The sequence below is a fragment of the Massilia sp. IC2-278 genome (genome assembly GCF_020708045.1).
Lineage (GTDB): Bacteria > Pseudomonadota > Gammaproteobacteria > Burkholderiales > Burkholderiaceae_D > Telluria.
Window position 1 is genome coordinate 833,019 of the sequence record NZ_JAJFES010000001.1, and the last position, 26,181, is coordinate 859,199.

Sequence of the window (26,181 nt, forward strand, 5' to 3'; positions counted from 1 at the left end):
TAAAACTGTTCATTCCTTGGGGAATATCTTATGCTTCGTGCCAGATTTTTTCCCAAGGAGACAGTGTGTCCAAACTCTTCCCGATGGCGCTGCTCGCGCTGTCCGCGCCGGCATTCACCTTGCCGGTCCAGGCGGCGCCGGCCCAAGCCGCCCCTGCCGGCAAAACCGCCGGCAACGACGTCCTGCCTTTCAAGACCACCGAAAAGACCCTGGCCAACGGCCTGAAGGTGATCGTGGTACCGACCGGCTTCCCGAACCTGGTGTCGGTGACCATTCCGGTGCAGACCGGTTCGCGCAACGAAGTCGAGCCGGGCAAGTCGGGCTTTGCCCACTTCTTCGAGCACATGATGTTCCGCGGCACGAAGGCCTACCCGCCCGAGAAGTACCAGGAAGTCATCACGAAAGCCGGCGCGCGCCAGAACGCCTACACCAGCGACGACCTTACCAACTACTACACCACCTTCGCCAAGGAAGACCTGGAAACCGTGCTGAAGGTCGAGGCCGACCGCTTCCAGCACCTGTCCTATCCGATCGAGGCGTTCAAGACCGAATCGCGCGCCGTGCTGGGCGAATACAACAAGAACAGCGCGAACCCGATGCAGAAGCTGTTCGAGGTGCAGCGCGACGCCGCCTTCACCACCCACACCTACAAGCACACCACGATGGGCTTCCTGAAAGACATCGAGGACATGCCCAACCAGTACGAGTATTCGAAGGTCTTCTTCGACCGCTGGTACCGCCCCGAGCGCACGACCATCATCGTGGCCGGCGACGTCGAGCCGCAAAAGGCCATCGCCATGGTCGAGAAATACTGGTCGAAGTGGCAAAAGGGCAGCTATAACGCCCCGGTGCCGGCCGAGCCCGCTCCACGCGGCGCGCTGTACCGCCACGTGCCCTGGCCCACCGCGACCCTGCCGCTGGTAACGATGGCCTTCCGCGCGCCGGCCTTCTCGGATACGCAAAAGGACGGCGCCGCGCTCTCGATGCTGCTGTCGCTTTCCTTCGGCTCGACCTCGCCCTTGTACAAGCGCCTGGTGCAGGACGAGCAAAAGGTCGACCAACTCTTCGACTACACGCCGAACCGCGTCGATCCCTCGCTGGCGACCATCGGCGCGCGCGTAAAGAAGCCAGCCGACGCCCTCTACGTGCGCGACGCCATCCTGCAGACCATTGCCCAGCTGCGCGACACCCCGGTCACCGAAAAGGAACTGGCGGACGCGAAGTCGGCCAACAAGTATGGCCTGATCCGCTCGCTGGATAACACCGAGCAGATCGCCGCCACCCTGGCCTCCTACGTGCACTTCAACCGTTCCTACGGCACCCTGAACCGCTACTATCGCCTGGTCGACAGCCTGACCCCGGCCGATTTGCAGGCCGCGGCGCGCAAGTACGTGGTCGACGACAGCATGGTCGTCACCACGCTGGCGCACGACGCTTTGCCTGCCGGCATCGACGCCCTGCCGAAGCTGGCTTCGCTGGCGCCCAAGGCGTCGGATGCGAAGTTCGACGTGCTGGTGCAAAAGTCCGCCCTGCCGCAGGTGCGCTTCAAGCTGCTGTTCGCCGCCGGTTCGGCGCACGACCCGAAAGGCAAGGAAGGCCTGGCGGCCCTGACCGCGTCCATGGTCTCGGAAGCCGGTTCGCGCGAGCGCAAGATCGACGAGATCACCAAGTCGCTGTTCCCGCTGGCGGGCAGCTTCTCGGACCAGGTCGACAAGGAAATGACCACCTTCTCCGGCTCGATCCACAAGGACAAGTGGAACGAGTTCCTGGACATCGCCCTGCCGCAGCTGATCGAGCCGGGCTTCCGCGAGGAAGACTTCCGCCGCCTGAAGGACGCGCAGAAGAACGCCCTGCAGCTGGACCTGAAGGACAATAACGAGGAAGAGTTCGGCAAGGAGCGCCTGCAGGCCAATGTCTACGCCGGCACCGGATATGGCCACCCGGTACTGGGCACGGCGAAGGGCATCGACGCCATCACCCTCGACGACGTCAAGGCCTTCTACAAGCAGGCCTATACCCAGGGCGCGGTGCGGGTCGGCATTTCCGGCGACGTCAGCGATGCCATGACGGCCTCGCTGAAGACCGCCCTGGCGCGCCTGCCGCAGGGCGCCGGGCTGCCGGCCACCACGGTGCCGCAGGGCCGCAAGCCGCAGGGCCTGGAAGTCGAGATCATCGAGAAGAACACCCGCGCCACCGCGATCTCCTTCGGCCTGCCCCTGGAAGTGACGCGCCGCCATCCGGACTTCCCTGCCCTGTGGCTGGCCAAGACCTGGCTCGGCGAGCACCGTGCCTCGAGCGCCCACCTGTACCAGCAGATCCGCGAACTGCGCGGCCTGAACTATGGCGACTATGCCTACATCGAAGCCTTCCCGGGCGGCATGTACGGCTTCTTCCCGCGTCCTAACCTGGGCCGCAAGGCGCAATTGTTCGAGGTGTGGATCCGTCCGGTTGCGCCGCAGAACGCCCACTTCACGCTGCGCCTGGCGCTGTCGGAACTGGGCAAGATGGTCGACAGCGGCATCTCGCAGGAAGACTTCGAGACCACCCGCGGCTACCTGATGAAGAACGTGTTCGTGATGACCGCGACCCAGGACCAGCGCCTCGGCTACGCCCTCGATTCGCAGTGGTACGACACGCCCGAATTCACGCAGATGATGCGCGACGGGCTGTCGAAGCTGACCGCGGCAGACGTGAACGCGGCGATCCGCAAGCACCTGTCGGCGAAGAACCTGTCGGTGGTGGTGATCACCAAGGATGCGGCCGGGCTGAAACAGGCGCTGGTGTCGGATGCCTTCTCGCCGATCAAGTACGATGCGGCCAAGCCGCAGGCCGTGCTGGACGAAGACCAGGTGATCGGCAACATGAAGCTGGGGATTTCCGCGGACAAGGTGACGATCACGCCGGCGGCGCAGGCGTTTGCCGAGTAAACGTAAGCGCAGCTTAACCAACCCTGGTTGGATTAGCTGCGCTTACCCGGGCAGGTTCCGGAAAAAACGAAGGGCGCCGAGAGGCGCCCTTCGTCGTTAACGCTGGGCCGACGGCATTGCCGCCGGCCGCTGCGCGGAGTATTACGAGGTCATGCGGTCCCAGCCGTGACGGACGGCGGCCTTCATCTTGTCCCAGGTCGACACACCGTTGTTCGGGTAGCGTGCGTCCCAGCTGCTGCGCAGGTCGGGCTCGACTTCGTCCCATGGACGGTTGCGGTACATGTCGCTGTTGCGCATTTCCGAACCGTAGCTGTAGGCCGGCTTGTAGCTGTCGAAGTCGTCACCGGTGCCGGCGCTGCTGTAGGTGGCGTTGTAGTGGTTGCGGTAGTAGGAATCGTCGTCGTCGTTCGTCATGCGGTCCCAGCCATGCTTGACGGCGTTCTTCATCTTGGCCCAGGTCGAACCGGCCTTGTTGCCGGCGCGGGTCGACCAGTCGCTCGACAGGTCGGTTTCGACGTCGTCCCACTGGCGGCCGCTGTACTTCTGGTTGCGCGCCATTTCCGAGCCGTAGCTGTAGGCCGGGGCGTAGTCGTCGTACGAATCGCCGGTGCTGCCGTAGTTGCTGGTGAAGTGGTTGCGGTAGTAATCGTCGTCGCTCATCATGCTCGAGCGGGCCGAACCGCCGCCCAGTTGCTCGATCTCGACTTCGGTGTGGCGCACCGTGTCGTTGATCTGCTGTTCGCGCTGGGTGACTTCCTTGTTGATCGTCACTTCCTCGACCACGCGCGCCGATTTCTCGACCACGGCTTCCTCAGCCGTTTCGCGCATCTCGATCGACTGCTCCTTGAAGGCCGAGCTGTCGGCGGTGCTGATCGGCTCGTCGACGGCGCGGCGCTGCACGTTCACGTGCTCTTCGCGCAGGCCGATCGATTCGTTGACCGGGGTTTCGACGACACGCGAGAACACGCGCACGCCGCCGCGCTGGACTTCACGCTTGCCGACCTTCAGCTGTTCCTGCACCACGGGAATCGCGGCTGTGCTGGTGTCGCGCTGCTGCGAGCCGCTCAGGGAGGAGCCGCTCAGGGACGACGACGACGAGCCGCTCAGCGAGGAGCCGGTCAGCGAGGAATCCTGCATGCTGCCGGTCGACTTGGCCGAGCCTTCGAGCGAGGAGCCTTGCAGCGACGAGGACGAACCCGACAGCGAGGACGAGCCCGACAGTGCGTCGGAGCCGGTCGACGGGTTGCTCGAACCCATGCTGGTCTGCAGGTTGCCGCTGCCGGTGCCGTAGGTGCCGGCGCTCAGCTGGTCGTGCGAGGACATCGGTTCCTGGTAGGTGGTGCCCATCGGGTTCGGGTCGTTCAGCGATTGCTGGTTCAGCGGCAGGCGGTCGTTATCCGACTGCAGCGACATCGATTGCGACTGCTGCAGGCCACCCGCACCCACGCCCATCACGCCGGCGCCAGGCGAGTTCATGCTGCCGCCCATGCCTGCACCGCTGGCCCATTTCTCCGACTGTTCGTCGATGTCGACCGGGCCGTAGCGCTCGACGATGTCGGCGGCGCGCTCGACTTCCGGCTCGCTGTCGGTGTTCACGGTCAGCACGTGGTTGCCCTGGGCCACCGCGTTCGAGTACTTGGTGTGGTGCTCGTCGTTATCGGCGCCAAAGATGTCGCTGAAGAAGTTCTTGATACTGGTACCGATGCCCGGCTCGTCGTCGGTGCGGGTGACGCTCGTGTCGGTCATCGAGCCGGCCGGGGTCACGCCCTTCGAGGCCATGGCCGGATCCTCGTTGCCGTGCGAGAGACGCACGTCGGCGCTCGAGAAGCCCGAGGACAGCAGTTCGTTCTTGGCGCTTACCGCGTCGTTGTGATTGTCGAAGACAGCAATCAGGGTATGTTGCATGATCATTCCTCCAGTAATATGGTCACTTCGTTGGCGGGGTCCCGGATTCGTCGAAGCGTTCGATGCTGACCTGTTCGGCCTTCAGCACGACCGCTTCGCGATGCGTTTCTTCACGCTGAATACGGGTAATGTGGAGCTCTTCCTTGATGCGCACGCGGCGCTCGACCACCAGCACTTCCTCGAGAATCGGCACGATCATCGTGTCGCCTTCGTGGCGGGTGGTGGGCGCCTCTTCCAGCGCGACGATGCGGTCGACCGCGACGTGCTTGATCTCCACCTCGTCGCGCACGAGGCGCTCGTCGATGGTGACCGGCTGCTCGATTACGGTCTTGTGAATGCGGACGCCGCGCCCGGTGTCAACCGTACGGGTGCCGACCGCGAGCTGTTCCGCGACGACCGGGATCGTCAACAGATCCTGTCCTGTTGGGTCTGACGTGTTACCTGCCATTGAATCGGCTCCGTTTGGTCGCTGACGCGAGACCAGATCAGGTTACTCCAAACTGTCGGGGCCTAGCGCACCATTGACCCCAGTAAATGGATGAGGTTTTTGGGCAGTAAAACGCGCGGAAGAAAAGCCGGGAAAAACGCAGGAAGCCTGTAGATAAAGGCTTTCTGGAGAATGCTGGCGCGGGCCGGCAAGCGGGCGCCGGCAGCAAACGTGCCGGCGCGAAGGGAGCTACGCCCGTGGGCGAAACTTAATAGAAGCTTAATTAAACGGATTCTCGACCTGCTGCACCGCCGGCGGCGGCAATTGCGCCGGCAATTCCTGCGCCTCCATCTTGCCGACAATGTCGCCGAGCAGCGCATGCAGGCGCCGCGCCAGCGCCAGGCCGGCCTGGTCCAGCGTCAGGTCGACGTCGCCCGAAAGCGTGATGCGGTCCAGGCGGTTCTCCACCATCAAATCGCCGATGTGCAGCACGTCTGCCTCGCTGGCGAAGGGGACGAAGGTGTTCGGGTCAGACTTTTTCTTTGCGTTCATGTTGGCTCCTTATCCTTTCAGGCCCGACCAGAAGTCGCGCTCCTTGGGCTGTTTCTTTTGCTTGATCTTGGGCAGGCGCAGCATGCGTTCCTTTTGCTGCTGGCTCAGCGACGGCAGGAATTCGATGCCGACGATGCGCTCGAGTTCGGCTACGGGAATCACCTGGATGTCGGCCTGCGCGCGGTTCTCGGTGAACCAGGCCGCCGCCATTTTCTGGCGCGGGCTGTACACCACCTTATACATGTGGCTCGGCACCAGCACGTTGCCCACCTTGCGCAGGTTGTTGCCGAGGAAGGCCGGCCCGGTGATCACGTACAGCTGCCCTTCCTTCTTCGCCATCTTGCGCACCTCGCCCTCGATCGGCGCCCAGATGTGGCGGTTGTGGTCGCCGTCCTGCGGCACCATGTTCGCCAGCGTGAAGCTTTCGCGCTGGGTGCGCTTGTCGGGCATGTCGCCGTTCGGCGCCAGGTGGCCGCGGTCGAAGCCGCTGCGCGCATAGTCCGACAGTTCGGCGCGCTGCGAGCGCGGCAGGCGCGACTCGGCATGGAAGTCGTTGTCGCGTTTCATGCCCTGGGCGGCGGCGACGTTTTCGGCACGCAAATTCTCCGCCGACCACAGCGGCGTGCGGGTGATCCCGGAGTGCATCACGCCGAACACGCCGTAGCAGAGTTCGCGGGTGGCATTCGCCAGCTTGGGGTTGCGGATCTCGGGCGCGCGGCCGTCGACGTAGTGTGAAGGACAGCCGGTGCTGGCGCCGGCGGCGCTCGCCGCGCCGGGCGCGATGAGTGCGGCGGACAGCGCCACCGCAGTGAAGATTCTGTAAAACATGTGCTCGGTTGAAAGAATGTAACGAGCCCGCATTGTAGCCGACACATCCGCCCTCACCCGCCCTGCATGGCACAGTTTCAGGACAAACACCCTGAGATGGCGCACGATTGATTGTGCATTGTCTAAGGGAATCCTCTAGAATACGCGCTCTTTTGTTAACATTCCGTAACGGAAACAAACCACCGTCAATGGAAAAGGCCCCGATTCCGGAGGACCTACGGCGCTTTGTGCTGACCAGCATTCCGTCCGTACCCTTCCTCGAAGCGCTGCTGCTGCTGCGCGCCGATCCGGCGCAAGAATGGCACAGCGACATGCTGGCCCAGCGCCTCTACGTACGCGAGCGTACCGCCCACACCCTGCTGGAAGACCTGTGCCGCGCCGGCATGGTGGCGCCGTGCGCCGATAGCCCCGGCTGCTACGGGTACCGGCCCGGCTCGCCCCAGCTGGGCGAACGCATCGATGCGCTGGCCGAGCTGTATACGAAGCACCTGGTGGAAGTGACCCACCTGATTCACTCTTCCCTCGACCGCAAGGCGCAACAATTCGCCGACGCCTTCAAACTGCGAAAGGATTCGTAAGTGGCGGAAACGATCTATCTCCTGTGCATCCTGACCTCGCTCGCCTGCGCCTGGCTGCTGTTCGCGAGTTACCGGCGCACGCGCTACCGGCTGCTGTTCTGGAGTGGTTCCTGCTTTGCGGTGATGACGCTGAACAATCTGTTCCTCTTGCTCGACAAGATCGTCTTCCCGGATATTAATTTCCTGCCTGCGCGGCTGATCAGCGCCCTGGTCGCCATCGCCCTGCTGCTGTATGGCCTGATCTACGAGAAGGAATGACATGACCGAACTGTTCACCGGCGCCATCACCATGGGCTCGCTCGTCATCGCGCTGTTCTTCCTGCGCTTCTGGCGCGATTCGCGCGACCGCTTTTTCCTGTACTTCGCCCTCTCCTTCTTCATCGAGGGCGTGCACCGCCTGTATTCCGCGCTGCACGATGCCGGCGGCGAGGATTCGCCCCTGCACTACCTGATCCGCCTGCTGGCCTATGGCCTGATCCTGTGGGCGATCCTGGAAAAGAACCTGCCGAAAGCCAGGGCGCGCAAGTAGCGTGCGCCTGCGTCGGCTCCTCTGCGTGATAATCGCGTCATGATCTTCAACGCAAATATGGAGGACGCATGACGACACCAGACCAGCAAGCCAAGCCGCAAGACGATCAACAGGCCGCACAGTCGGGTACCGACGACCTGAACCGCTCGGAGAATTTGTTGCCGGGAGAAGAAGGCGCGGAGGATGGCCGCTTCGAGGTGGCCGAGGAAGTCAGCCTCGACATCCAGGGCGACGACACGCGCCGTGTCGGCCAGATGCCGGGCAGCATCACCGAGTCGCTGCCGGACACGGTCAGCACCGAGCCGGACAGCGAGGACGCGGGCAAACCCTGAGACCGGACTGAAGTGTTACAACAGCAGGAGGAAGCCTGCGCGGTGCAAGCCGCGCAGGCTTTCTTCTTTTCTGCCCTACATCGTCAGGCCCATGCGCAGCCCCTCGATGGTATGTGCCTGCACGATATTCTCCAGGCCGTCGACCACGCGGCAGGTGATGTGCTCGCGCAGATGCGGCGCCAGGCTCTCGTAGTAGGCGCGGCTCAGCTGCAGGTCGTGCTTGTCGGCATTGCGCGCATCCGGCGCGTCGACGCCGAGCACAAACACCGGGCGCGAACGGTCCGACCGGTTCGCCGTGCCGCGGTGAATGGTCAGCGCCGAGCGCGCCGAGATGTCGCCCATGCGCGGCAGCTTGCGCTGGGCGCGCGCCTCGTAGCGGCCCCACAGCTCGCGCGGCGGGAACATCGGGTCGCCGTCGCCCAGGTCGTCCCACTGGGTGCCGGGCGCGATCTCGAACGGCCCCATGTCCTCGTCCACGTTGACCGTGGTGATGTTAAAGGCCAGCGAATTCAGGCGCCGGCCCTTGAGGGTCGCCTCGGGCGAAGCGAAGTCGCGGTGCCAGGGCTGGTGCAGCGCGCCCGGCCCGGGGATGTCGAAGCCGGCCTCGACCACCCTGTAATCCGGTCCCAGCACGGCGCGGCAGACCGCCACCACCCAGGGATGGCCGATGATGTCGGCGAAGCCGGAAATGCGCTCGGGATGCGCCTCCACGTAATAGCGGTTCGGCCCGCGTTCGAGGGCACCGCCCGGCCGCGCGCGCGCTTCCGCGAACAGCGTGGCGATATCCTGCCCCAGGCGCTCGACCCAGGCGCGCTCGAAGGCGCCCTTGCAGGCGATGATGCCGTCGCCATACAGGCCGCCCATGATGGTGGCGACGTCGTAGCCTTCGGTGCCGTGCCCGGGGGTATGTGCTGCGTCTTGCATTTTGCTGTCTCCTTGTCCGCGCCCTGTCGTCTGCTGCCAGGTCACTTGGCCGGGCGTGCGCCCATGCTACGCCCAAACGCGGCCGGGGCGAAGCGCGGGAAGGCTTTTCGGCTTCGCCTGTGGAAACAATGTCACAGGCAAGGCAAGGCCGCCACGCACGCGTACGGCCGTGCAAAGATTGACATTCTCGCGCGCCGCTTTTACATTCTTACGTCGAGGACAACAAAAACCGGACCCGCCCCGTGCCCCGGCCGCCCACCCATGAGACCGACGCAATCCACATCCGCGCCCGCCGCGCTCCGCCCTAGTTTGCTGCCCGAGGCCGGGCGGTGAGCGCCGCCGGCCTGATCCTGTTCGTCTGCGAATCGGATAAGCTCGATCCTGCCGTGGCCCAGGTCGGCGCCCAGCTCGGCCAGGCGGTGGTAAGGGCCAGGTCCGCCGCCGACGCCCTGGGCCTGGCGGACACCACCGACTTCGCCCTGATCCTGGTCGGCCATGCCGGCGACGACGCCGCCCTGCTGCGAACGGTCGGCCTGGTGCGCGCCAACAGCCGTTCCAGCCACACCCCGGTGGTGGTGCTGGGCCTGCCGCCTTCTCCGCCTTCTCCGCCGGCCCTGCTGGAGCAAGTCTACGAAGCCGGCGCGATCGCGGCCCTGAACGATCCGGTGTCGCCGACCATCCTGGCCGCCAAGGCCCGCTTCTACCTCGATGCCTTCCACACCGCCGCCGAACGGCGCCGCGCCGAACGGGCCCTGGGCCAGGCCAGCGCGCGCCTGGAAACCATCCTCGCCGCCGCCAACCTGGCGGTCTGGGAATGGGACATCGCGGCCGACCAGGTGCGCGGCGACGCCCGCCTGGCCGCCATCTTCGGCGGCGTGCTGCCGCCCGGCGCCCCGATGGCCGCCTACCTGGCGGCGCTGCACCCCGACGACCTGGCCGCCACCCGCGCACGCCTGCGCGCCTCGATCGAGAGCGGCGCCGGCTACGACGCCACCTTCCGCGTGCGCGCCCCCGAAGGACGCTGGCGCTGGGTAATCGCGCGCGGCCAGGTCGACGCCGGCAGCGACGGCGCCCCGCGCGCGGTCAGCGGCGTGGTGATCGACGCCACCCGCCAGTTCGAGGCGGAAGCCCAGCTGCGCGCCAGCGAGGAGCGCTACCGTACCCTGTTCGAGGCCATGGACGAGGCGATGTGCGTGATCGAGGTGCTGTTCGACGAGGACGGCCTGCCCTGCGACTACCGCTTCGTGGAAACCAATCCGGCTTTCGATGGCCAGACCGGCCTGCAGGACGCCGTGGGCCGCCGCATGCGCGACATCGCACCCGAGCACGAGCAGCACTGGTTCGACATCTTCGGGCGCGTGGTGGCGACGGGCGAGCCGGCGCGCTTCGTCAACGAGGCGCGCGCGCTGGGCCGCTGGTTCGATTTGTACGCCACCCCGATCGGCACGCCGGCCGAGCACCGGGTCGCGGTGCTGTTCAAGGACATCACCGAACGCCGCCGCGGCGAGGAGGAACTGCGCCGCCTGGCGGCCGACCTGGCCGAGGCCAACCGCCTTAAGACCGAATTCCTGGCCACCCTGGCGCACGAACTGCGCAATCCGCTGGCGCCGATCCGCAGCGGCATCCAGCTGCTGCGCCACGGCGGCGCCGACCCGGCCGCCAGCGCGCGCGTGCACGCGATCATGGACCGCCAGCTCGACCAGCTGGTGCACCTGGTCGACGACCTGCTCGACGTCGCCCGCGTGACGCGCGGCCAGGTGGAATTGCGGCGCGCATGGATCGACCTGGGCGAACTGCTGCGCGCCGCCGCCGACACCAGCGCGCCGCTGATCGAGGCCGCACGCCACCGCTTCAGCCTGCGCCTGCCGCCGCAGCCCGTCACGCTGTACGCCGACCCGACGCGCCTGACCCAGGTGGTCAGCAACCTCCTGAACAACGCGGCACGCTACACGCCGCCCGGCGGCGTGATCGAACTGGCCGCCGAATGCCAGGGGCAGGAACTGGCGATCAGCGTGCGCGACAACGGCATCGGCATCCCGGCCGATTCGCTCGAACGCGTGTTCCAGATGTTCACCCAGGTCGGCGGCAACGGTAGCCTGGGCGGTCTCGGAATCGGCCTGTCGCTGGTGCGCAGCCTGGTCGAGCTGCACGGCGGCAGCGTGGCCGCCGCCAGCCCGGGCAGCGGCGCCGGCAGCGTGTTCACGGTGCGCCTGCCGCTGGCCGGCCCGCAGGCCGACGGCCCGCGCGGAACAGCGGCGGACGATCCTGTCCGCTTGCCGGTCTTTACGCCGCTGCGCATCCTGGTGGTTGACGACAACCGCGATGCCGCCGACACCTTGGCCGCCCTGCTGGGCGCGATAGGGCACACGACCGCCACCGCCCACGACGGCGACGCGGCGCTGCGCACGCTGGCGGCGTTTGCGCCGGCCGTGGTCTTCCTCGACCTCGGCATGCCGGGCATGTCGGGCTACGAGGTGGCGGCGGAAATCCGCAAGGACCCGCGCAACGACGGCCTGCGCCTGGTGGCGCTGACCGGCTGGGGCGGCCCGGCCGACCGCGAGCGCAGCGCGCGCGCCGGCTTCGACCTGCACCTGACCAAGCCGGCGACCCTGGACACGATCGCGACGGCGCTGGCCCCGCCGCTACCGGCCGCCGCCCGCGCGCCGGCGGGCCTCACCAGTCCAGCGTCAGCAGCAGGTTCGCCATCCTCGGCCAGCACAGCTGGCTGATGTCGGCACGGCCGGCCCAGCGGAAACCGTCCATTTCCAGGGTCGGCTTGCCGGTCCTGTGGTGCGGGAACCAGCTGGTGCACACCAGCTGCGACAGGTCGCCCAGCTCGCTGCCGGCATCGACCCGGTACAGGTGCAGGCGCTTGTCGCGCCGGTAGGCGAATTCGCCGAGGTCGGCGAAGCGCTCCGGCGCGAACGCGGCCCCGCTTTCCTCGCGCAGCTCGCGCATCGCCGCTTCCAGGGTCGTTTCGCCGGGGTCCTGCATGCCCTTCGGGATGTCCCAGTGGGCGGTGCCGGTGACGTGGCCGAGCAGCAGGCGGCCCGCGCCGTCCAGCACCAGGGTGCCGCAAGAAACTGTCCAGGTCCGCGTGTCCTTGCGCATGCCGTGCCATCCTCGCTTGCAAAGATGGCAATGTAGGACGCTTCCTGCCGAGTGTCAATTGTGCGCGCTCCGCCCGCGGGCCACAGCACACTAAGTGATGACAAGCTTGGCCGGAGCCCGGATGCACGTTACCTTCCTCAACAACAACCTCGAAAGCTGGGCGCTGGCCGTCGCCATCACCCTCGGCGTGACGCTCGCCCTGTACTGGGTGCGCCGTTTCGTCCTGCACCGCCTGCAGGCGGCGTCGCGGCGCACCGACGGGCTGGCCGATATCAGCGTCAACGAGCTGCTGGGTCAAATGCTGCGCAAGACCTACATCCTCATCATGCTGGCGATGGCGGCCTATCTCGGCGCCCTGGCCCTGGAACTGAGCGACAAGCAGCACCTGATCGTCTCGCGGGTGGCGATCGCGGCCCTGATCCTGCAGCTGGCGATCTGGGGCGACACCCTGCTGCGCGCCTGGCGCGACCACTACATCGCCAGCGACGGCCGCAAGGCCTCGCGCACCATCATCTGCTTCCTGTCGCGCCTGGCGCTGTGGGTGGTCGCCTTCCTGATGGTGCTGGATAATTTCGGCTTCAACATCACGGCCCTGGTGGCCAGCCTGGGCGTGGGCGGCATCGCGGTCGCGCTGGCGGTGCAGAACATCCTGGGCGACCTGTTCGCCTCGCTTTCCATCATGCTCGACAAGCCCTTCGAGATCGGCGACTTCATCATCGTCGGCGACGTGCTGGGCTCGGTCGAGCACATCGGCCTGAAGACCACGCGCCTGCGCGGGCTGGGCGGCGAACAGGTGATCTTCTCGAACGGCGACCTGCTCAAGAGCCGCATCCACAACCACAAGCGCATGGAAACCCGGCGCGTGGCCTTTGTGCTGCGCGTTGCCTACGGCAGCAGCGAGCAGCAGCTAGCACGCATTCCGGAGCTGATCCGGGAAGTGGTGGCGGCCGCTCCCAGGGCCGCCTTCGAGCGGGCGCACTTCTTCAACTACGGCGAGTGGTCGCTCAATTTCGAGGTCGTGTATCACTTCCAGAGCCCGGACTACATCGCGCACATGGATACCCAGCAGGCGATTTTGCTCGAGATCTACCGCAGGTTCGAGCGCGAAGGGATACGGTTTGCGCATCCGCTGTCGATCGTGCGGCTGGCGGACGGGAATGGTGGCGCACCGCATCCCGCGATGGCTGCGCCACCGGGTGCGTCCTTCAAACATTAAAGGCGCAACGCTGTGGTAGGGTGGGCACTCCGTGCCCACGCGGTACGCGCGGCTCCGAAGTTCGCTGCAGTGAGGTAACGCTCGATACGCATGCGACGAAGGCAAACCGACCACCCGGCGGGGGCTTCGCTCGGCGACACGAGCGACATCCTCCCGCCACGGGTGCAAGGATCAGCACGTACCGCGTGGGCACGGGGTGCCCACCCTACCGGCCCGTGTTCGATATGAGTCGCTGTCGTGACTCCTTCACGCACGCAAAAAAGCCCGCCAGGCTGTCGCCGGGCGGGCTTCTCATACAACCTGAATCGCTTACGCAGCCTGCACCGGCAGCGGCTCGACGCGCTTCTCGATCACGGCCTCGGTAACCACCGGCGCCGGACGGGCCTTGTTGCCCGGCACGGCGTTGCTGATCAGCTCATGCATGCGGGCGGCGGTCTTGTCCCACGAGGTGTTGGCGACGACTTCGCGCATGCGCTTGGCCATGGCCGCATTCTCTTCGGCCGACTGGGCCAGCATGCGTTCGCAGGCGGCGATGTACTCGGCCGGGGTTTCGGCAATCGCCACCACGTCGCCGTATGGCACCTTGACGTCGGTGATCGGGGTGCTGACGCTCGGCTTTTCGGCTGCCATGTACTCCAGCACCTTGGTCGGGCTGATGAACTTGGTCGATTCGTTCATGGCGAACGGCAGCAGGCAGACGTCCCAGCCGGCCAGGAACTTCGGCAGTTCCTGGTAGCCGCGCTGGCCCATGTAGTGCACGTTCTCGGCGCGCGGCAGCTCGGCCGGGTCGATCTTCACGACCGGGCCGACCAGCACGATCTGCCATTCCGGGTGGGCGGCGGCCATCTCGCGCACCAGGCCGGTGTCGAAGCGCTCGTCGATCACGCCGTAGAAGCCCAGGCGCGGACCGGCAACGTGGGCCTGCTCGGGGTGCGAGATGGCGGCGTCCAGGGCCTGGCGGAAGTGGGCGGCGTCGACGCTGCTCGAGAAGCAGTGGGCGTTCGGGTGACGGTTCTTCTTGGCTTCGTACAGGCTCGGGCCGCCGGTGAAGACCAGGTCGGCGATGTTCAGCAGGGCCGATTCGCGCTGCAGCAGCTGCTTCGGCGGGTTCTTGAAGGCGGACAGTTCGTCCATGCAGTCGTACACGACCAGCGCCGGGTCCAGGCCCTGCAGCAGCGGCAGCGCCATCGGGGTGTAGAACCAGACGACCGGACGCTCGCCTTCAGGGACCAGGTCGGACAGCAGGCCTTGCAGGACCGGGATCTGGTCGTCGTGGAAGCCGTAGTGCGGGACATTGGTATGCGGCTGGCACACCGTGATGTTCGGCGCGACGGCCGTTTTCTTCAGGTGTGCGGGCCCTTCGGTTTGCACCGGCTCCTCGACGAAGAGGATGTTGTAGTGTTCCGCCAGACGCGTCATCAGGTGCTGGGGACGCTGAAACACGAAATCCCAACGGAGGTGGCAAAACACGATAAGGGTCTGCATGTTGATTTCCTTTCGCCTTGGTGGCGTTTTAGTTGATCTTGGAGCCGGGTAGAACGGGCGCCCCGAAGGCTGGCGCATGGCGCAGCGGCCTTCGTTTCGGGCTGGGTTGTTACACCGGACCGAACAATCGTAACATGCAAATTTGCCATTATTTTCAGTTATGCATGGCAAGCTTCGGCTGAGGAAACAATCTTGGCTCAGCAGTAATCGCGTTCTCATAGGAGAGCCTGGTGTTGCGCTGCCTCATCTGTAGGGATCGTCCTACTTCGATACAAGAAGAACAACTACGAAAACTCGTCCATATTGCTGAGCTGAGCAATCGTGCGCAGCCCTGAAATACACTGAGCAAGCGCTGTACGCGCCATTTTTCGCATGGCGGGAGGCAGCACGAGGTTGTAGGCAAAGCGGAAAGGAACGACCGTGCGAAATGCACGGCCGCCAGGGTCAATACAGCCGAGAATGCTGCACTGCAGCAGGCGCAGGCCGCATCAAAAAAGCCGGCCGGGAGCCGGCCGGGCCGGGTACAGGATTAACTCTGCTCGTTCGGATACGGCTGGGCGCCTTCCGGATGGCCATCCTCGCTGAAGCCGTCGGCGGTCGAGATGTCGTCGATGCCGATGGTAGCGAGCGCGTCGCACAGCTCGTCGACCTCGGCGCCGAGATCGGCCGCCAGGTCCACCGGCTTGCTGACCCCGCCCCAGGGCGGGCCGCCGTCGAGCGCATACAGGTTCACGCGCAGGGTGGCGTGGTCGCCGCCGTCGAGCGGCGCCACCACGGCGCGCACCGCGTCCGGCGCCAGTTCCTTCTCAAGCAGCAGGCCGTTGATTTCCGCCAGCAGCCCGAGCATCGCCAGCTCGGCCACGCCCTGCTCCTTGGCGCCGTAGAACAGGTCCTGGTACAGGAAGCTGATCGCCAGGCGCTCGGGGTCGGCGGCCAGGCAGCGTGCCACCAGCGGCGTCACGCGTTCGGTCCAGGCGCGGTAGCGGCGCATGCGCTCGGCGAAATACACGTCGGCGCCGATCTCGTCCTTCGGCACCTCGTAGAACGGGTCGCCCACGCGCTTCATCGAGAAACCGAGCAGGAAGCGCAGCTCCATCGCTTCTTCGTCGGGGGCGAAGCGTTCGCCGGTCCAGCCGCGGATGCTCGCTTCCAGCAGCGGCGCCGCCACCGGCTTCTTGCTGCCGAGGCTGGCTGCCGCCTCGCGCAGCAGTTCCTGCAGGGCGCTGTAGGGAATGTGGTCGATCTCGGCCAGGTCGTAGGCATGGCGCACCAGCGCCACCTTCGCGTCCTTGCTGTCGAGGTCGGCGGCAACGAAGCTGGCCGCGAGTTCCTCGTAGGCGGCATCGTCGCCGAAGGTTTCTTCGGCCACCAGGCCGCCGCCGCTGCGCACGAACAGCGGAATCAGGAAGGCGTCGATCTCGCGTTCCGGCTCGCCTTCCTTGCGCAGGTGCAGGGTCGCGGCCTGTTCGCCCACGTGGGCGCGCAGCAGGCGGCAGGCCTCGGGATCGGTGTAGCGGGCCAGCTCGATGGCGCCGTACAGCACTTCGTCGCGCTTGCGGCGCAGGGCCTTGCGTACCGCCACCACCAGTTCCTCTTCGCGCGCGGCGGCCAGTTCGGGGTCGCCCTCCTCGCCTTCGGCCACCTCGAGCGCGAGGTCGGCCAGGGCCTGGGCCAGGGCATCGAGGTCGGCTTCGTTCGCGGACTGGCTGGCGGATGCGGCGGCGCCTTTGCGCGGCACCGGCTTCTTATTTTTCGGCATGGGCATGGATCTCGAATGATGAAGGCGCCATGTTAGCAAATCCGGGGTCCGGCTTACGCGTTCGTCGGCGCGCCCGCCGGATGTTCGGCGCCCGCCACGCGCACCCCGGCCAGCGCCGCCAGGATGGCTTCGGGTTCGGCCGGCTTGGCGATGTGCAGGTCGAAGCCGGCTTCGCGCGCCCGCACCTTGTCCTGCAGCTGGCCGTAGCCGGTCAGCGCGATCAGCAGGGTGCCGGAGAATTCCGGCAGCGCGCGCAGGCGCCGCGCCAGTTCGTAGCCGTTCATGTCGGGCAGGCCGATGTCGAGGATGAATGCGTCGGGCCGCTCAAAGGCCGCCCATTCGAGCGCGCTGGCGGCGTCGTAATAGGTCGACACCAGGTGGTCGCCGGCCGCTTCCAGCAGCAGCGACAGGCTGACGGCGGCGTCGATGTTGTCGTCGACCAGCATGATCCTCAGGCCACTCTGGGACGCGCCCTGGAGTGCGGGCGGGAAGGCGTGCTGCTGCGCGCCCGCTCCGGTCTCGGCCGAGCGCGCTGGCAGCGGCGCCCGGCTCAGGGCCGGCAGCTCGACCTTCAGCGGCAGCTTCACGGTGAAGATGCTGCCGCCGCCGCGCCCGGGGCTGCTGGCGTCGACGCTGCCGCCGTGCAGCTGCACCAGGCTGCGCACCAGGGCCAGGCCCAGGCCCAGTCCGCCCTGGGGGCGGTCCGGCTTGCGTTCGCCCTGCGAGAACAGGTCGAACACGCGCGGCAGCAGTTCCGGGGCGATGCCTTCGCCGTCGTCGGCCACGGTGAGCGTGGCCTCGTCGCCGCCGCTGCCCAGGCTCAGCTGGACGTGGCCGCGCGGCGGCGTGTACTTGGCCGAGTTGGTCAGCAGGTTCGCCACCACCTGGGTCAGGCGGGTCTGGTCGGCGCGCACCAGCACCGGGTGCTTCGGCAGGCGCAGCTCGAGCCGGTGCTGGCATTCCTCCATCAGGGGCCGGGTCTGCTCGACGGCGCGTTCGACCACGGCGCGCAGGTCGATGTCGTCCAGGTTCAGCGTGACCAGCCCGCGCGTGACGCGCGACACGTCCAGCATGTCGCTCAGCAGGCGGTTCATGTGCTCGATCTGGCGCCCGATCACGTCGGCGGCGTAGCGCGCACGGTGCACGTCGAGCCCGGGCATCTTGAGCAGCTGGGCGGCGGTGCCGATCGGGGCCAGTGGATTGCGCAGTTCGTGGCCGAGCATGGCCAGGAACTGGTCCTTGGCGCGGTTTTCCTCTTCCGCCATCTGGCGCGCCTGCTGCTCGCGTTCCAGCAGCAGCTGGCGTTCGTTGCCGGCGTGTTCGCGGAAAGCCTGGGCGCGGCGCAGTTCGGCGCCGGCCTGGCGCAGGGCATCGAGCAGGCGGTCGATCTCGACGATGCGCGAGCCCCTGGCGTCGGGCAGCACGCCGTGCCCGAGCGCCACGGCGGCATCGACCGCCACGCCGATCGAACGCGCATGCATGCGCGCGAACCAGGTGGCCAGCAGCGCCGCGCAGGCCAGCGCGGCCAGCAGGACGGCGCCGGCCAGCTGGCGCGGGGGCCCGGCCTGCGCCAGCCCGGTCCCGGCCAACGGCGCCGCCACGGCCAGGGTCCAGCCCCAGGACCCCACCTGGACCCAGGCGGCATGCGCCGGCTCGCCGCGGCGCAGGGCCAGTTCGAGCGTGCCCTGGGCGGCGCCGGCCGCCGCCTCGGCCAGCGCCGGCGCGGCCGGCTGCCCTACCAGCTCCACCGAACCCAGGTTCGAGGCGATCAGCTTGCCCTTGCGGTCGACCAGGTCGACCTGCCAGTCGGCCGGCACGCCGTCCTGGCCCAGGTGCGGCCGGAAGTGTTCGTTGCTGAAGCCGGCGGCCAGCGCGTAGCGGCGCCCGCCGGCCTGCACCGGGATGGCGAGGTAGGTCATCAGTCGCCCGCTCACCCGCCCCGGCATCAGGTCGGTGGCCACGGCGCGCTGCCGGTTGAACAGGCTGGCGACGTTCGGCGACACCGGTTCCGGCGGCAGCGGGGTGCCGGCCGGCGCCACGGTGTTGATCAGCTGGCGCCCCCCTTCGTCGAGCAGGACGATCCAGGTCGAGGTGCCATGCGGCGTGGTCACGGCTTCTTCGCGGAAGGCATCGAGGTCGCCGCTGGCCAGGGCCGGCGAGGCGGCCAGCGCGCGCAGGTGGACTTCGGTATCGGCCAGCTCGTCCTGCACCAGCAGCGCCACCCGGCGCGCGGTGTGGGTGATGTCGGCCATGGCGGCGTCGGCCTCGGCCTGCTGCAGCAGGCGCAGGGCCAGGCCCGCGAACAGGACGACCGGTATCATGATTGCTGCGGCCATCAGGTACAGGTAGGCACGGATTCGCATCGCGGGCTCACAGATTGGCGGCCGTCGACATGACAGCCAGCAAGTCGATGATACCAATGCTGCAACATAAATCAAGGAAAGAATATTTACATGGGGCGGAGCGGCAACGGGCAGACGAACGGGCAAGCTTCATGGCTGTTCCGACAAGCTTGCTGACGGCGCGGTGCGCGGCAGTGTATGCTTCGCCCATCCAATCCCCCCAACCATTCTCACATCGGAGCAGCGCTGCCCATGCTCGACAATTACTTCAAACTCAAGGAAAGCGGCACCGACGTGCGCACCGAGCTGCTCGCCGGCCTGACCACCTTCCTGACGATGGCCTACATCATCTTCGTCAACCCCTCGATCCTGGGCGACGCCGGCATGCCGAAGGAGGCGGTGTTCGTCGCCACCTGCATCGTCGCCGCCCTCGGCACGGCGGTGATGGGCCTGTACGCCAACTACCCGATCGGCATGGCGCCGGGCATGGGCCTGAACGCCTACTTCGCCTACGCCGTGGTGCTGGGCATGGGCGTGGCCTGGCCGGCGGCGCTGGGCGCCGTCTTCATCTCGGGCTGCCTGTTCATCCTGGTGTCGGTGTTCGGTTTGCGCGGCATGATCGTGAACGGCATCCCGCATTCGCTGCGGGTGGCGATCACGGTCGGCCTTGGCATGTTCCTGGCCCTGATCGCGCTGAAGAACGCCGGCATCGTGGTCGGCAGCGAGCCTACTTTGGTCAAGGCCGGCGACCTGCACGCCCCGCCGGCCGTCATGGCCATCGTCGGCTTCATCCTGATCGTCACCCTCGACCGCCTGAAGGTGCGTGGCGCGATCCTGATCGGCATCATCGTGGTGACCGTGCTCAGCTTCTTCTTCGGCGGGAATACCTTCAAGGGCATTTTCTCGATGCCGCCGTCGATCGACCCGACCCTGTTCAAGCTGGACATCCCGGGCGCCCTGTCGGTCGGCATCCTGAACGTGGTGCTGGTGTTCTTCCTGGTCGAACTGTTCGACGCCACCGGCACCCTGATGGGCGTGGCCAGCCGCGCCGGCCTGCTGGTCGAGGGCAAGATGGAACGCCTGAACAAGGCCCTGCTGGCCGACAGCGGCGCCATCGTCGCCGGTTCGGTGCTGGGCACCTCCAGCACCACCGCCTACATCGAAAGCGCGGCCGGCGTGCAGGCCGGCGGACGCACCGGCCTCACGGCCCTGGCGGTGGCGGCGCTGTTCCTGGCCTGCCTGTTCATCGCGCCGCTGGCCGGCGTGGTGCCGGCCTACGCCACCGCCCCTGCCCTGCTGTTCGTGGCCTGCCTCATGCTGCGCGACCTCGGCGACATCGAATGGGGCGACACCACCGAGAGCATCCCGGCGGCGATCACGGCGCTGGTCATTCCGTTCACCTACTCCATCGCGGAAGGCATCGCCTTCGGCTTCATCACGTATGCGGCCCTGAAGCTGACCACCGGGCGCGCACGTGAAGTCAAGCCGGTGGTCTGGATCATCGCCGCCCTGTTCATCTTCAAGATCGTCTACATAGGCACCTGAGCGCGACCTGCCCGCAAGCTAGCCGGCTCTGCGCGCTACCCAGCCCTTGAAGCTGAAGGCGCAGTAGAACAGCTCGATGTCCACGAACCCGACCTCGGCCAGCAGCGCGGCATCCTGTTCCGGCGCCAGGACCGGCAGGTGCGACCGCAATGCCGGGATGTTCGCGGCCAGGTGCGCCGGCATGCCGGACGCCGCGGCGAAGCCGGCATTGCGCAGCAGCCAGCGGTCCGGGTCCGCATCCGCCGCCACGAAGCTGTGGTGCGCAACCACCAGCCGCGCGCCAGACCTGAGGCGGCGCTGCAGTTCGCGCAGGGTCGCCAGCCGCTCCTCCGGCGCCAGGAAATGCAGGGTCAGCAGGCAGCAGGCGCCGTCGAATTCCGCGTGCGGGGCATTCCCGATATAGCCTTCGTGCAGCCGCACCCGGTCCATCAGCGGCCCCACGGTTTGCCGGGCGAGGTCGAGCATGGGGCCGGACGGGTCGATGCCGTCGAACCGCCATCCCGGCTGGGCCTGCGCCAGCGCCGCCAGCTCCATGCCGCCGCCGGCGCCCAGCACCAGGATGCGTGCGTCGGGTGGCGCAGCTTCGGCCAGCAGCACGCCGGTCATCCTGTGCAGGTCGTGCAGGCCGGGCACCATTCTGATGGCGTTCTGCGTGTAGCCGGCGACTGTTGCCGCATCCTTGAATCCGCTCATGTTTCCTCTCTTTCGCGTGGGGCCGAACGCCGGGCCGCGCTCGTGATTTCATGTAACTTATGATGATACGATAATGTTAGACTGTCAATGCCGCGCCGCGACGGCTGAGTCGCTTCAGCGCCGCAGACGGGATTTCTGTTCCGCCGGAAGGCGTGTTCCTGCTGCTTCTGGGATACAATGTCCGCCGAGCCCCACTGCCGCACGGCGTGCACCGGCGCTCCTTCCTCGAATGAACGACCGGCAGGCGCCTCCCCGGCCCGGCCCTGATGCAACGATGCTTATGAAATCACTTCCCCTGTACGCGCTGGCCCTGCTGGCATCCGCACACGGCGTCGCAGCTGCCGCCGGCGGCGCTGCCGACGAACTCCCGACCATCGGCAACATCCACAACGGCCTGACCGTCGCCCGTCCCGACATGATTCCCGAAGGCGGCTGGTTCACCTCGGCCGAGCTGGGCGCGATCACCACCACCGGCAACACCACCGGCACCTCGGTGACCGGCAAGATCGACGCCCGCCACGAGACCGCCGACTGGAGCAACGAGTACATCCTTAGCGGCTACTTCAAGGAAGACGAGATCACCGACGACGACGGCGAACGCTACCGCCAGCGTTCGGCCGAGCGCTGGGCCTTGTCGGCCAAGGCCGCCTACAAGCTGATGAAGGAAGGCTCGCGCGCCTTTGTGTTGGGCTCGCACGTGAACGACAAGTTCGGCGCCTACACGCGCTATACCTCGTTCGCGGTCGGTCACGGCTCGCAGCTGTTCAACACCGACACCAAGGCGCTCGACGTGGAAATCGGTCCGGGTTATTTCACCGGCCAGCGCGAGAGCGGCGACACCGAGAACGGCTTCACCGTGCGCGGCGCGGCGCGCTTCCGCTGGCAGGTCAGCCCCTCGGCGGCCTTCGTGCAGACCGTGAGCGTGGAGCGCGGCACCTCGAACGTGCACTCGATCGCGGAATCGGCATTGAGCACCAAGATCAACGACACGATGCAGATGAAGGCCGCCTTCAGCGCGCGCAACGACACCAACGTCCCCGAGGACAAGAAGAACACCGATACGCAGACGTCGCTGACGCTGGTGTATTCGTTCTGACTGCTTCGCCGGCCGGCACGCGTTCGGCCTATGCTCGAGCAGTCCCGTAGGGTGGACTCCCGAGTCCACGCGGTCGTGCCACAGAACACCGCAACGCTTGCGAACGTCCTCGCCTGCATGCAGTGCAGGCTGTGAACCCCATTCCGATAGGCCCGGGCACTACCGCGTGGACTCGGGAGTCCACCCTACGGACTGCAACGGCGCCGTGCAGCACGGCGCCGCCTCCCTTACTCCGCCACCGCCTTCTCGCGCACGTGCTCGCGCGCCTTGCCGCTGGTGAGGATCAGCGCCACCAGGCTCAGCAAGGCCGCACCCGACAGGTACCAGCCCACCGACGCGATCCCGTACTCGGTCGCCAGCTTGGTCGCGATGTAGGGCGCCAGCGAGGCGCCCAGGATGCCGGCCAGGTTGAAGGTCAGCGAGGCGCCGGTGTAGCGCACCGCCGGCGGGAACAGCTCGGCCAGCAGTGTGCCGAGCGGCCCGTAGGTCAGCCCCATCAGGCCCAGGCCGATGATCATGAACAGCATCACGGTGCCCATGTGGCCCGACACGAACAGCTGGCCGAAGGTCAGGCCGAAGAGGATGATCCCGAGCGTCACCGCGATCATCGCCGCGCGCCGGCCGAAGCGGTCGGCGATCAGTGCCGACGGCGGGATCGTCAGGCCGAAGAACACCACCGCGCCCAGCTGCATGAACAGGAAGTCGGTGCGCGAGAAGCCCAGGCTGGTGGTGCCCCAGCTCAGCGCGAATACTGTCATCAGGTAGAACAGCACGAAGGTCGACAGCGCCATCAGCGTGCCCAGCACCAGCGGGCCGCCGTGGTCGCGCAGCACGGCCAAGACCGGCACCTTCACGCGCTCGCCGCGATCGAGCACTTTCTGGAAGTCGGGCGTTTCGGTGATCTTCAGGCGCACGTACAGGCCGACGGCCACCAGGATCGCGCTGGCCAGGAAGGGCACGCGCCAGCCCCAGGCGAAGAACTGGTCTTCGCTCAGGGTCTGCGTGAGCAGCAGGAAGGTGCCGCCCGACAGGAAGAAGCCGATCGGCGCGCCCAGCTGCGGGAACATGCCGTACCAGGCGCGCTTGCCCGGCGGCGCATTCTCGGTGGCGAGCAGCACCGCCCCGCCCCATTCGCCGCCCAGGCCCAGGCCCTGGCCGAAGCGGCACAGGGCAAGCAGCAGCGGCGCCAGCGTGCCGATGGCAGCGTAGGTCGGCAGCAGGCCGATCACGATGGTCGAGATACCCATGGTCAGCAGGGCCGCCACCAGCGTGGCTTTACGGCCGATGCGGTCGCCGTAGTGGCCGAACACGGCCGAGCCGATCGGGCGCGCGAAGAAGGCGATCGCGAAGGTGGCAAACGACTGCAGCATGGCGGCAGTCGGGTCCGAGCCCGGGAAGAACAGCTTCGGGAAGACCAGCACCGCCGCCGTGGCGTAGATGTAGAAGTCGAAGAATTCGATGGTGGTGCCGATCAGGCTTGCGAACAAAACCGTGCGCGCGCGGTTCTTCGGCGCGGTCATGGATTGCCCGCCTTGCTCAAGGCCTGACGGACTTCGTCGGCGTCGACCGGGCGGGTCACGCGCGCCACTTCCACGCCGTCCTTCATGACCACCACGGTCGGCCACAGCTTGATGCGGAACGAGCGGCCCAGCGGCCGGCCGGGGCCATCCTCGACCTTGATGTGTTTCGCCTGCGGGTAGTCCTGCAAGGCCTGCTCGATCAGCGGTTCGCCGGCGCGGCAATAGCCGCACCAGTTGGTGCCGAAGTCGAGGGCGGTGATGCCGGAGGCCGCATCTATCGCGCTGCGCTCCGGCTGGGTTGTTTCATAGGTCATACGTTGGCTCCTCCATGGTGTTTTATGTAATAAGCCTACCTCAAAACGCCATGGAAGAGTTAGTCGTGCAACTTTTCATTCAATGCGCATGGCCCTCCTCGCTTTCGCAATGGTGCGGCTGCTCGCGGCACAGGCGTTCCTGGGCCTGCAAAGCGAGACGCCGTGCCTCGACTTGTTCCTTCGTGCGCGCCGGCGCCAGGATCTCGTCCTGGGTAAACACGCGCCCGTTCTTGATCACCAGGCGCACGTCGGCGGCCGCCTTCAGGTCCTGCAGCGGGTTGCCGTTCACGACGATCAGGTCGGCCAGCTTGTCCTTCTCGATTGCCAGGTCGTTGCCTACGCGTGCGATGTGGGGAATCATCGGGGAGGGTTAAGTGCAAGGAAACTTCAGACGCCACCGGTGGCGGGCTGATGTCCTTCATGTTCGTAACGCTGGCGTGAACTTGTTATAGCTGTGCCTAGTCATATGAACATGAGTACAAATATTTCATTAGCGAGACCGCGCAGGCACGTAGCCTTTGGACAAACGTTTTGCGAGACCGAGACCGAGACCGAGACCGAGACTGCGGTAGCAGGTCAACTCCAAATACGGCCGAGGACGGCCAGCATTGCTGCTTGTTAGACGCCTTGCGCCCCGAAATCCAAGTCGTTCCGCAGGCGTCTTGTGCAAGCAACGGGCGTTTGCCGGATGTCGGAAGCTACAACTACGCTAACCGGAAGCGAACCAACAGCCGGATGACTCCGGTTGAGGAGGCGCTATGCTCCTAGCGCACCGCATCTGTCTCGATCCTAGCAAAGTTCAGGCAACACATCTGGCGCGCGCTGCCGGAACTGCTCGATTCGCCTATAACTGGGCATTGAACGAGTGGCAGCGGCAGTACGAAGCATACAAAGGGAATCCTACCTTGCCGAAGCCGAACGCGGCAGCATTGCGGCGCCAGCTCAACGCTATCAAGCGTGCACAATTCCCCTGGATGCTGGAGGTGACTAAAAACGCGCCGCAGATGGCGATCATCCAGCTCGGCCGAGCTTTCCAGAATTTCTTCGAAAAGCGGGCACGCTACCCGAAGTTCCGACGCAAAGGCTGCGACGACCGGTTTTCGGTTACTAACGACCAGTTACGCATAGCAGGACAGCGCATCCGTATTCCCAAGCTCGGTTGGCTGAAGATGCGGGAAGCTTTGCGGTTTTCAGGACGAATTATCTCCGCGTCTATCTCACGCGTTGCCGATCATTGGTATGCCAGCGTCACTGTCGACACCGAACTCCGACCATCGCAAGCCGAGAATCAAGGCGCGGTGGGGATCGATCTGGGTGTAACGCATTTGGCTACCTTATCGACAGGCGAAATTGTCTCCGGCCCTAAAGCTCTGGGTGCCTTGCTCGGTCGCGTGCGGCGTCTGTCACGCAGCCTGTCACGCAAGATAAAAGGTTCGCGCAATCGTAACAAGGCGAGAGGCAAGCTGGCACGGTTGCACTGCAGGATCGCCAATGTGCGAGCTAACGGCCTGCATCAGTTCACCACCAGCATCACCCGACGTTTCCACACCATTGGTATCGAAGACTTATACGTCAAGGGCATGCTCGGTAACCGCCGTCTGTCGCGGGCGGTTGCCGACATGGGGTTTAGTACGCTACGCCGCCAGCTCGAGTACAAAGCAAAGCTTTATGGCAGCCAAGTGATCATCGCGGATCGCTGGTACGCCAGTAGCAAGACGTGCTCAAGCTGTGGAAGCAAGTTCGACAAGCTCAGCTTGGGAATGCGACAGTGGACCTGTCCAGAATGCGCAACACTCCACAGTAGGGATATCAATGCGGCAATTAATCTGAGAAACATCGCGGTGAGTTCCACCGTGTCGGCCTGTCGAGGGGAAGGCACTGGTCCTGCGCGTGAGCGCAGGGCGAAACCGGCCCCAGTGAAGCAGGAACCCAGCAAAGAAGCTGGCTGTGCTTAGCTTCGTGTCAGCCTGGGAGAACGGAAGATGTCTTCGTCGGTACTGAAGTGGGCAGTGCCCACTAGCAAATAATGCGCTGGGTTCCAGTCGAAAGGTGCTTTGCCGTTTGCCGTGCAGGTGGAGAGGACTGCTGGATTGGTGTA

Annotated in this window: 23 protein-coding genes; 10 read left to right on the forward strand and 13 right to left on the reverse strand. The window is 66.1% G+C overall.

Annotation, left to right across the window (positions count from 1 at the left end):
* Positions 1 to 65: 65 nt before the first annotated feature.
* Positions 66 to 2,927 carry a pitrilysin family protein gene (locus LK540_RS03610; protein WP_229435657.1) on the forward strand — a complete coding sequence of 954 codons (2,862 nt, stop codon included), beginning with the start codon at positions 66 to 68 and terminating at the stop codon, positions 2,925 to 2,927.
* 141 nt (positions 2,928 to 3,068) lie between these two features.
* On the opposite strand, the gene LK540_RS25300 is transcribed toward LK540_RS03610, so the two are convergent.
* From LK540_RS25300 to LK540_RS03630, 4 genes are all read right to left on the reverse strand, one after another.
* Positions 3,069 to 4,832, reverse strand: coding sequence for a YsnF/AvaK domain-containing protein (locus tag LK540_RS25300; RefSeq protein ID WP_307729146.1), 1,764 nt, complete (start codon positions 4,830 to 4,832; stop codon positions 3,069 to 3,071).
* 22 nt (positions 4,833 to 4,854) lie between these two features.
* Positions 4,855 to 5,241 carry a YsnF/AvaK domain-containing protein gene (locus LK540_RS03620; protein WP_229435658.1) on the reverse strand — a complete coding sequence of 129 codons (387 nt, stop codon included), beginning with the start codon at positions 5,239 to 5,241 and terminating at the stop codon, positions 4,855 to 4,857.
* A gap of 297 nt (positions 5,242 to 5,538) precedes the next feature.
* Positions 5,539 to 5,811 carry a hypothetical protein gene (locus LK540_RS03625; protein WP_229435659.1) on the reverse strand — a complete coding sequence of 91 codons (273 nt, stop codon included), beginning with the start codon at positions 5,809 to 5,811 and terminating at the stop codon, positions 5,539 to 5,541.
* A gap of 9 nt (positions 5,812 to 5,820) precedes the next feature.
* On the reverse strand, positions 5,821 to 6,639 hold the full coding sequence (locus LK540_RS03630) for a DNA/RNA non-specific endonuclease (RefSeq protein ID WP_229435660.1): 819 nt from the start codon (positions 6,637 to 6,639) through the stop codon (positions 5,821 to 5,823).
* A gap of 188 nt (positions 6,640 to 6,827) precedes the next feature.
* Between LK540_RS03630 and LK540_RS03635 the strand changes: the two genes are divergently transcribed.
* The 4 genes from LK540_RS03635 (at position 6,828) to LK540_RS03650 (ending at position 8,078) form a co-directional block, all read left to right on the forward strand.
* Complete coding sequence (locus LK540_RS03635) at positions 6,828 to 7,217, forward strand: hypothetical protein (RefSeq protein WP_229435661.1); 390 nt, start codon at positions 6,828 to 6,830, stop codon at positions 7,215 to 7,217.
* Positions 7,218 to 7,475, forward strand: coding sequence for a DUF5985 family protein (locus LK540_RS03640; protein ID WP_229435662.1), 258 nt, complete (start codon positions 7,218 to 7,220; stop codon positions 7,473 to 7,475).
* A gap of 1 nt (position 7,476) precedes the next feature.
* Positions 7,477 to 7,746, forward strand: a complete 270-nt coding sequence (locus LK540_RS03645; protein WP_229435663.1) for a DUF5985 family protein — start codon at positions 7,477 to 7,479, stop codon at positions 7,744 to 7,746.
* Positions 7,747 to 7,814: 68 nt separating this feature from the next.
* On the forward strand, positions 7,815 to 8,078 hold the full coding sequence (locus LK540_RS03650) for a hypothetical protein (RefSeq protein WP_229435664.1): 264 nt from the start codon (positions 7,815 to 7,817) through the stop codon (positions 8,076 to 8,078).
* Between the two features lie 75 nt (positions 8,079 to 8,153).
* Here LK540_RS03650 and LK540_RS03655 read toward each other — a convergent pair whose 3' ends face one another.
* Positions 8,154 to 9,002 carry a phytanoyl-CoA dioxygenase family protein gene (locus LK540_RS03655; protein WP_229435665.1) on the reverse strand — a complete coding sequence of 283 codons (849 nt, stop codon included), beginning with the start codon at positions 9,000 to 9,002 and terminating at the stop codon, positions 8,154 to 8,156.
* A 329-nt stretch (positions 9,003 to 9,331) separates the two neighbouring features.
* Between LK540_RS03655 and LK540_RS03660 the strand changes: the two genes are divergently transcribed.
* On the forward strand, positions 9,332 to 11,731 hold the full coding sequence (locus LK540_RS03660; protein ID WP_229435666.1) for an ATP-binding protein: 2,400 nt from the start codon (positions 9,332 to 9,334) through the stop codon (positions 11,729 to 11,731).
* On the opposite strand, the gene LK540_RS03665 is transcribed toward LK540_RS03660, so the two are convergent.
* Positions 11,676 to 12,113 (reverse strand): NUDIX hydrolase, encoded by a 438-nt coding sequence (locus LK540_RS03665; RefSeq protein ID WP_229435667.1) that lies wholly within the window; start codon positions 12,111 to 12,113, stop codon positions 11,676 to 11,678. The genes LK540_RS03660 and LK540_RS03665 overlap by 56 nt on opposite strands.
* Before the next feature lie 121 nt (positions 12,114 to 12,234).
* Between LK540_RS03665 and LK540_RS03670 the strand changes: the two genes are divergently transcribed.
* Positions 12,235 to 13,329, forward strand: coding sequence for a mechanosensitive ion channel family protein (locus LK540_RS03670; RefSeq protein ID WP_229435668.1), 1,095 nt, complete (start codon positions 12,235 to 12,237; stop codon positions 13,327 to 13,329).
* A gap of 309 nt (positions 13,330 to 13,638) precedes the next feature.
* Here the strand turns inward: LK540_RS03670 and LK540_RS03675 are convergent, their stop codons facing one another.
* The 3 genes from LK540_RS03675 to LK540_RS03685 form a co-directional block, all read right to left on the reverse strand.
* Positions 13,639 to 14,814, reverse strand: a complete 1,176-nt coding sequence (locus tag LK540_RS03675) for a glycosyltransferase (RefSeq protein ID WP_229435669.1) — start codon at positions 14,812 to 14,814, stop codon at positions 13,639 to 13,641.
* 529 nt (positions 14,815 to 15,343) lie between these two features.
* Complete coding sequence (locus LK540_RS03680) at positions 15,344 to 16,573, reverse strand: hypothetical protein (RefSeq protein ID WP_229435670.1); 1,230 nt, start codon at positions 16,571 to 16,573, stop codon at positions 15,344 to 15,346.
* Positions 16,574 to 16,626: 53 nt separating this feature from the next.
* On the reverse strand, positions 16,627 to 18,936 hold the full coding sequence (locus LK540_RS03685) for an ATP-binding protein (RefSeq protein WP_229435671.1): 2,310 nt from the start codon (positions 18,934 to 18,936) through the stop codon (positions 16,627 to 16,629).
* A 231-nt stretch (positions 18,937 to 19,167) separates the two neighbouring features.
* On the opposite strand from LK540_RS03685, the gene LK540_RS03690 reads away from it, so the two are divergent.
* Positions 19,168 to 20,460: an NCS2 family permease gene (locus LK540_RS03690; protein WP_229435672.1), complete on the forward strand. Its 1,293-nt coding sequence runs from the start codon at positions 19,168 to 19,170 to the stop codon at positions 20,458 to 20,460.
* A gap of 18 nt (positions 20,461 to 20,478) precedes the next feature.
* Here the strand turns inward: LK540_RS03690 and LK540_RS03695 are convergent, their stop codons facing one another.
* Complete coding sequence (locus tag LK540_RS03695; protein WP_229435673.1) at positions 20,479 to 21,153, reverse strand: class I SAM-dependent methyltransferase; 675 nt, start codon at positions 21,151 to 21,153, stop codon at positions 20,479 to 20,481.
* 280 nt (positions 21,154 to 21,433) lie between these two features.
* Between LK540_RS03695 and LK540_RS03700 the strand changes: the two genes are divergently transcribed.
* Positions 21,434 to 22,249, forward strand: a complete 816-nt coding sequence (locus LK540_RS03700) for a DUF481 domain-containing protein (protein ID WP_307729147.1) — start codon at positions 21,434 to 21,436, stop codon at positions 22,247 to 22,249.
* A 227-nt stretch (positions 22,250 to 22,476) separates the two neighbouring features.
* Here LK540_RS03700 and LK540_RS03705 read toward each other — a convergent pair whose 3' ends face one another.
* From LK540_RS03705 to LK540_RS03715, 3 genes are all read right to left on the reverse strand, one after another.
* The gene (locus LK540_RS03705) at positions 22,477 to 23,769 is read right to left on the reverse strand and encodes an MFS transporter (protein WP_229435675.1); all 1,293 of its coding nucleotides are present in this window, start codon (positions 23,767 to 23,769) and stop codon (positions 22,477 to 22,479) included.
* On the reverse strand, positions 23,766 to 24,083 hold the full coding sequence (locus tag LK540_RS03710; protein ID WP_229435676.1) for a thioredoxin family protein: 318 nt from the start codon (positions 24,081 to 24,083) through the stop codon (positions 23,766 to 23,768). Before LK540_RS03710 ends, LK540_RS03705 begins: the two co-directional genes overlap by 4 nt.
* A gap of 79 nt (positions 24,084 to 24,162) precedes the next feature.
* A complete protein-coding gene (locus LK540_RS03715) occupies positions 24,163 to 24,444 on the reverse strand; it encodes a hypothetical protein (protein ID WP_229435677.1) in 282 nt (93 codons plus the stop codon).
* Positions 24,445 to 24,841: 397 nt separating this feature from the next.
* Between LK540_RS03715 and LK540_RS03720 the strand changes: the two genes are divergently transcribed.
* The gene (locus LK540_RS03720) at positions 24,842 to 26,038 is read left to right on the forward strand and encodes a transposase (RefSeq protein WP_229435678.1); all 1,197 of its coding nucleotides are present in this window, start codon (positions 24,842 to 24,844) and stop codon (positions 26,036 to 26,038) included.
* Positions 26,039 to 26,181 lie beyond the last annotated feature (143 nt).

Bases quoted from the DNA above. Each gene is read 5' to 3' on its own strand.
- LK540_RS03685 (WP_229435671.1), bottom strand. From the start codon at position 18,936: ATGCGAATCCGTGCCTACCTGTACCTGATGGCCGCAGCAATCATGATA.
- LK540_RS03720 (WP_229435678.1), top strand. From the start codon at position 24,842: ATGCTCCTAGCGCACCGCATCTGTCTCGATCCTAGCAAAGTTCAGGCA.
- LK540_RS03710 (WP_229435676.1), bottom strand. From the start codon at position 24,083: ATGACCTATGAAACAACCCAGCCGGAGCGCAGCGCGATAGATGCGGCC.
- LK540_RS03695 (WP_229435673.1), bottom strand. From the start codon at position 21,153: ATGAGCGGATTCAAGGATGCGGCAACAGTCGCCGGCTACACGCAGAAC.
- LK540_RS25300 (WP_307729146.1), bottom strand. From the start codon at position 4,832: ATGCAACATACCCTGATTGCTGTCTTCGACAATCACAACGACGCGGTA.
- LK540_RS03635 (WP_229435661.1), top strand. From the start codon at position 6,828: ATGGAAAAGGCCCCGATTCCGGAGGACCTACGGCGCTTTGTGCTGACC.
- LK540_RS03675 (WP_229435669.1), bottom strand. From the start codon at position 14,814: ATGCAGACCCTTATCGTGTTTTGCCACCTCCGTTGGGATTTCGTGTTT.
- LK540_RS03690 (WP_229435672.1), top strand. From the start codon at position 19,168: ATGCTCGACAATTACTTCAAACTCAAGGAAAGCGGCACCGACGTGCGC.
- LK540_RS03645 (WP_229435663.1), top strand. From the start codon at position 7,477: ATGACCGAACTGTTCACCGGCGCCATCACCATGGGCTCGCTCGTCATC.
- LK540_RS03700 (WP_307729147.1), top strand. From the start codon at position 21,434: ATGAAATCACTTCCCCTGTACGCGCTGGCCCTGCTGGCATCCGCACAC.
- LK540_RS03630 (WP_229435660.1), bottom strand. From the start codon at position 6,639: ATGTTTTACAGAATCTTCACTGCGGTGGCGCTGTCCGCCGCACTCATC.
- LK540_RS03715 (WP_229435677.1), bottom strand. From the start codon at position 24,444: ATGATTCCCCACATCGCACGCGTAGGCAACGACCTGGCAATCGAGAAG.
- LK540_RS03625 (WP_229435659.1), bottom strand. From the start codon at position 5,811: ATGAACGCAAAGAAAAAGTCTGACCCGAACACCTTCGTCCCCTTCGCC.
- LK540_RS03665 (WP_229435667.1), bottom strand. From the start codon at position 12,113: ATGCGCAAGGACACGCGGACCTGGACAGTTTCTTGCGGCACCCTGGTG.
- LK540_RS03650 (WP_229435664.1), top strand. From the start codon at position 7,815: ATGACGACACCAGACCAGCAAGCCAAGCCGCAAGACGATCAACAGGCC.
- LK540_RS03705 (WP_229435675.1), bottom strand. From the start codon at position 23,769: ATGACCGCGCCGAAGAACCGCGCGCGCACGGTTTTGTTCGCAAGCCTG.
- LK540_RS03680 (WP_229435670.1), bottom strand. From the start codon at position 16,573: ATGCCGAAAAATAAGAAGCCGGTGCCGCGCAAAGGCGCCGCCGCATCC.
- LK540_RS03670 (WP_229435668.1), top strand. From the start codon at position 12,235: ATGCACGTTACCTTCCTCAACAACAACCTCGAAAGCTGGGCGCTGGCC.
- LK540_RS03655 (WP_229435665.1), bottom strand. From the start codon at position 9,002: ATGCAAGACGCAGCACATACCCCCGGGCACGGCACCGAAGGCTACGAC.